We start from the raw sequence: 5,165 nt of genomic DNA on the forward strand, positions 1-5,165 counted from the left end.
ATTATACTCAAAGGAAATAAAATGTCAAGAGGGTTTTGTAAAAAAAATTATAAAAAATCAGCAAACGATCACAAAGTTAAAGATGTGTTAAGTATTCTGATAAAGGATTGAATCCTGCTCATGATTGTGCTAATTTAGCCATATCATAAAAAGAGAGGTGCATGATGAGTGAACATTTGCGTAAATTGAGCCCGGGCCGGATTGTCGTGCTGGGCTTTGCTTTCGTTATTTTGACAGGAAGCCTGATTCTGTGGCTCCCCATTTCGGCAAACGAGGGGGTTCACGTGAACTACATAGACGCCCTGTTTACGTCCACCAGCGCGGTGTGCGTGACGGGGCTGATCGCAGTAGATACGGCGGATACCTTTAATGTATTCGGCAGGACGGTGGTAGCTCTCTTAATCCAGATCGGCGGCCTGGGAGTTACCTGCGTCGGCGTCGGTTTTATTCTGCTGGCAGGAAAGAAGATAGGAATTCATGGACGCGTGCTGATCCGTGATTCCATGAACTTAACTACGGTAAAGGGCGTGGTGGCGCTGGTGGAATCCATTCTCTTTATGACGCTGCTGTTCGAGGGCATCGGCGCGTTTTTAAGCTTTTTGGTATTTTCCAGGGATTATCCGGCTCTGGATGCGCTGGGAATCAGCGTGTTCCATTCCGTGGCGGCGTTTAACAACTCGGGTTTTGACATCCTGGGAGGACTGACAAACCTGATTCCATATCAGGACAACGTCCTCTTGAATCTTACCACCTGCGGCCTGATTATCTTCGGCGGCCTGGGATTTCTCGTAATCCGGGAGGTGTGGGCGAAGCGCTCCTGGAAGAAGCTGAGCCTCCACTCGAAGGTCGTTATTCTGACCTCTGCCATACTGCTGGCTGTGGGAACCATACTGTTAAAAATGACAGAGGAGATTACGTGGCTGGGCGCCCTGTTTCAGAGCACTTCCGCCAGAACAGCGGGATTCTCCACTTATCCAATCGGAAATTTTTCCAACGCGGGCCTGTTTGTCCTGACGATTCTGATGTTTCTGGGAGCGTCGCCGGGGTCGACCGGAGGCGGTATTAAGACTACGACAACATTTGTGCTGGTAAAGAGCATGTTCAGCGCGGCGACCAACAGGCACTGCAGCGCGTTCAAACGCCGGATTCCGACGGAGGTGATCTCACAGGCATTTATCATCACCATACTGGCGCTGGGAGTGGTTTGTATGCAGACCTTTCTGATGTGCCTTGTGGAGCCGGAATACGATTTCGTGAAGCTGTTGTTTGAGACGGTCAGCGCGTTCGGAACCGTAGGCCTGTCCACCGGAATTACGCCGGATTTAAACGTATGTGCGAAGCTGATTCTGGTGCTTACCATGTTTATCGGAAGGCTTGGACCGCTTACCATCGCGACCATTTGGAGCTTTAAACCGAAGGCGGGCGCGTGGTACTCGGAAGAAATGATTACAATAGGGTAGAGGAGAGAGATAGAATGAAACGCAGGAAAGATACGATAGAGTATGGAATTATAGGTCTGGGAAGGTTCGGGATCGCACTGGCGACCGCCCTTTCCGAGGCAGGAAAAGAGGTCATGGTGGTTGACAACACGGAGAGCAAGGTAAAGCAGATCCGTGATATGGTCTCGGAGGCCTTTGTCGTCGAGGGCATTGACAGGGCATCGTTCGAGAGCGCCGGAATTCAGAACTGTGAGACGGTGATCGTATGCATCGGCGAGAAGATTGATACCAGTATACTGGCCACACTGACCGTCATATCCATGGGAGTACCCAGGGTCATATCGAAGGCTACCAGCGCGGAACACGGCTGTGTGCTGGAGAAGATCGGAGCCGAGGTGGTGTACCCGGAGAAAGATATCGCCATCCGTCTGGCCAGGCGCCTCGTATCACCCCATGCACTGGATTTCATCAGCCTGAACGACGACATCGCGGTCTCGGAGATCCGGCTCACAACGGTGCTGGAGGGCAAGAGCGTGATGGAGGCGGGAATACGCAACCAGTTCGGCCTAAACATCGTGGCGATGGAACGGGAGCACGATACGACTATTGACATTCAGCCCACCTACCGGTTCCGGAAGGAAGATGTGATCGTGGTGATCGGAAAGCGGGATAATATTAATCGGTTTGAGGCGTATTTGTCGGAGGAGTAATACGTAAAGGTGAAGAGGCTGTTCGGAAAGAAAAAGGGATTCCGGACAGCCTCTTTGTCTGCTGGTACAGCGGGCCAGACACCCTGCCTGTAGGAGCGTTTGGCGGCATAGGGATTTATAAATATCCAAGAGATTCCAGATGGAGCTTTAAACCTTCTGCCAGCGGTGTATCGGGCAGCCGGACGCCGGCGGCCTTTAGTTTCGATAAATCGTAGATTCGGTGGCACAAATGGCCGGAATATTCGGGATGGGCCTCAAGGTATCCGGTGAGGGGCAGTTCCCGTATGGTGATTTCCACACCGAGAAGTCTTCCCAGGATTTCGTAATACAGGCGGTTTTCCACCGCTTCCGGGCCGCCGATGCAGAAGATCTGCTGAAAGGCGCCTTCCCGGTTTACCGAGTCCAGCATAGTGCGTGCCAGATCGCGGACGAAGACCGGCTGTGTGATATGGATTCCGCCGGTTACGAGGGAGAGGGGCTGTCCTGCCAGAATGAGATCCGGCAGCTCCTTTTGGCGGCTGTGCTCCGGATAGCAGCCCAGCAGAAAACCTGGGCCGTAGATATGGCCGGGACGAAAGAGTGTAACGTTAAGTCCGTGCTCCCCTTCTCCGGAAAAATAGCGGAGAAAGACTTTCTCCATCTTCCGCTTGTTTCCCGCATAGCTGCATTCCTCCGGGGCGCCCTTTTCCTCCACGAAGAATCCGTCTTCCGCCTGAGGCGTCGCTTTGCGCGCCGGATCGTAGACGGAGTCGGTTGAGATAACCACCAGCCGGCTGCTCACGAAAGGCAGCACCTCCAGGTCCTGTTCGGCATGGCGTTCGTTCATGCAGATGCAGTCGAAGACCACATCCCAGGTGACACCCGCTCCCAGGATAGCCTTCTTTAATCCCTCCCTGTCGTCCCGGTCCGCACAGAGAGGGATGATTCCAGCGCCGAGAGGGCGTTTTCCCCTGGTGAGGGCCCAGACCTCATACGTTTCTTTCGCCATGGAAGCCAGCATGCCGCTTACGCCGCCGCTTCCTCCGATAATCAGTGCTTTCATTCTTCTTTTCCTCCTGGTAGTAAAATCGTGTCTTCTTTTTTCTTTCTTCTTTCCGGTGGAAACATGCCGGAGGGCGGAATCCCCTTCTTCTCCTTAAACAGCTTGCTGAAGTAGAAGATATCTGAAAATCCACATTGCAGCGCCACCTCACTGACGCTGTATTCCCCGCTTTTTAACATATTCTCCGCATAGTTTAAACGGAGTGAGATGAGATACTGCTTGAAGGTCATCCCCATGGCCTCCCGGAACAGACTTCCGTAGTAGACGGGATGGAGATGGAACTGGCGGGCCATCAGATCGATGGTCAGCGGGTCCTGATAATGCATGCTCATATAGCGGATGCTGTTTTTGATGCGGGGGTCTTCCTGGCTTAAATGGTTTTCATTCAGGATCAGGTTGGATATCTGATACAGGATGAGGCATAAAATTCCGCGTATCTTCAGCATATATCCAAAATCCCTCTGCAGCCATTCCTCGTGGATTTCGTGGAAACGCGAGATCAGCCGGGGGATGATCCCGATGTGGCTGATGATGGGAAGCGGCAGGCGGGCTTCCTGACCGAACTGATCCCGCAGAAAGATGTTGGTGGAGTAGCACTCCATCAAGTCTTCCGGGATGTTGACGGCCGCCCGGTAGGTGTTCTGAGGGATGCAGATTAAATCGCCTTTTTTTACAATATAAATGTGGCCCCCGATATTGTACTCGGCCTTACCGTCTATGACGTATGTAATGTCGATGAAGGGGATCACATTCGCATCGATTTTCCAGTTGGGCGTACACTTCCTGTGGATGTAATAATGAAGTTCAGGAATCATGTTGTTAAAGTCAGGAATCATAAAAGCTCCTTTTCCTCCCGTGATGCAGAGATAACGCTGTCTGTGGTATGGCTTCATTATAGAGGAGGAAAAACAATTGCGCAACGGAGTTTTTAAACAGAATTTTATCTTTAATAATTACAAATGGCCTTTGATTCCTTCATTCTTTTTTATTGTGCAACTTGTTATAATGCATTTGTAAATAAACAACATTTAAAAACACTTTGCACAGGGAAGTAACGCCGCCCGGTGGTATCGATATCTGTGAAAAGTAAAAAGTATAAAGGAGGGGAGCCCATGACCGGTGTCGCAGTGATCGGAACAGGCGTGATTTCAGAGAGCCATATCGAGGCGTATCTGGCCTTTCAGGACAGGTGCCGTATCATAGCATTGTGCGACCTCGTCCCCAAAAAGGCGGAGGCGCTGAAAGAAAAATACCACTTAAAAGACACGGCTGTTTACAGCGACTGTAAAGAGATGGCAGAGCGGAGCGACATCTGTCTGGTCAGCATCTGTACCCCGCCGTTTACCCATGGGGAGAGCGCCGTGATCTGCATGAAAGCGGGAAAACACGTTCTGGTGGAAAAGCCTATGGCGTCTTCTCTGGAAGAGTGTGACGAGATGATGCGGGTTCAGCGGGAGACAGGCTGTTATCTGGGAGTCATCTCTCAGAACCGCTACCTGCGGGACAACCGGAGCTTGAAGAGCGTAATCGCCTCCGGAGCCGTGGGAAAGGTCCTGTTCGGACAGGTGGAATCTCTATGGTTCAGAGGTCGGGAATATTACGATCTTTGGTGGAGGGGAACGTGGGAAATGGAAGGCGGAGGCTGTACCCTAAACCACGCTGTACATCAGATCGATCTGCTGAACTGGATCATGGGAGCTCCCCGCACAGTGACGGCTGTCCTGGGGAATACAGCACATGACAATGCCGAGGTGGAGGATGTGTCCGCCGCGATCCTTACCTATGAAAACGGTGCGCTCGTGACGGTAACGGCCTCTCTCGTAACGCACGGGGAAGGGCAGAGGCTGAGCTTTCAGTGCGAAAAGGCGGGCGTGGCGTCTCCGTGGAAGGTGGTGAGCAGCAGGTCCGCACCAACGGGCTTTCCTGTCGAAAACGAAGCGTTTGAGGAACAACTTCAGACGCGTTACCGGGAGC

Annotated in this window: 5 protein-coding genes; 3 read left to right on the forward strand and 2 right to left on the reverse strand. The window is 52.0% G+C overall.

Annotation, left to right across the window (positions count from 1 at the left end; all coding sequences use genetic code 11):
• Positions 1-164: 164 nt before the first annotated feature.
• Positions 165-1,460 carry a TrkH family potassium uptake protein gene (locus ACLTD4_RS32535; RefSeq protein ID WP_117620500.1) on the forward strand — a complete coding sequence of 432 codons (1,296 nt, stop codon included), beginning with the start codon at positions 165-167 and terminating at the stop codon, positions 1,458-1,460.
• Between the two features lie 14 nt (positions 1,461-1,474).
• Positions 1,475-2,149, forward strand: coding sequence for a potassium channel family protein (locus ACLTD4_RS32540; protein WP_117620501.1), 675 nt, complete (start codon positions 1,475-1,477; stop codon positions 2,147-2,149).
• A gap of 115 nt (positions 2,150-2,264) precedes the next feature.
• On the opposite strand, the gene ACLTD4_RS32545 is transcribed toward ACLTD4_RS32540, so the two are convergent.
• Positions 2,265-3,191, reverse strand: a complete 927-nt coding sequence (locus ACLTD4_RS32545; protein WP_117620502.1) for an NAD-dependent epimerase/dehydratase family protein — start codon at positions 3,189-3,191, stop codon at positions 2,265-2,267.
• A complete protein-coding gene (locus tag ACLTD4_RS32550; RefSeq protein ID WP_117620503.1) occupies positions 3,188-4,027 on the reverse strand; it encodes a helix-turn-helix transcriptional regulator in 840 nt (279 codons plus the stop codon). Before ACLTD4_RS32550 ends, ACLTD4_RS32545 begins: the two co-directional genes overlap by 4 nt.
• A gap of 276 nt (positions 4,028-4,303) precedes the next feature.
• On the opposite strand from ACLTD4_RS32550, the gene ACLTD4_RS32555 reads away from it, so the two are divergent.
• Positions 4,304-5,165 (forward strand): Gfo/Idh/MocA family protein (locus ACLTD4_RS32555; RefSeq protein ID WP_412331905.1); only part of this gene is annotated, 862 nt, incomplete at its 3' end.

It is taken from the genome of Hungatella sp. (assembly GCF_046966825.1).

Excerpts from the sequence above, each read along its gene's own strand:
- ACLTD4_RS32540 (WP_117620501.1), top strand. The coding sequence starts at position 1,475 with ATGAAACGCAGGAAAGATACGATAGAGTATGGAATTATAGGTCTGGGA.
- ACLTD4_RS32535 (WP_117620500.1), top strand. The coding sequence starts at position 165 with ATGAGTGAACATTTGCGTAAATTGAGCCCGGGCCGGATTGTCGTGCTG.
- ACLTD4_RS32550 (WP_117620503.1), bottom strand. The coding sequence starts at position 4,027 with ATGATTCCTGACTTTAACAACATGATTCCTGAACTTCATTATTACATC.
- ACLTD4_RS32545 (WP_117620502.1), bottom strand. The coding sequence starts at position 3,191 with ATGAAAGCACTGATTATCGGAGGAAGCGGCGGCGTAAGCGGCATGCTG.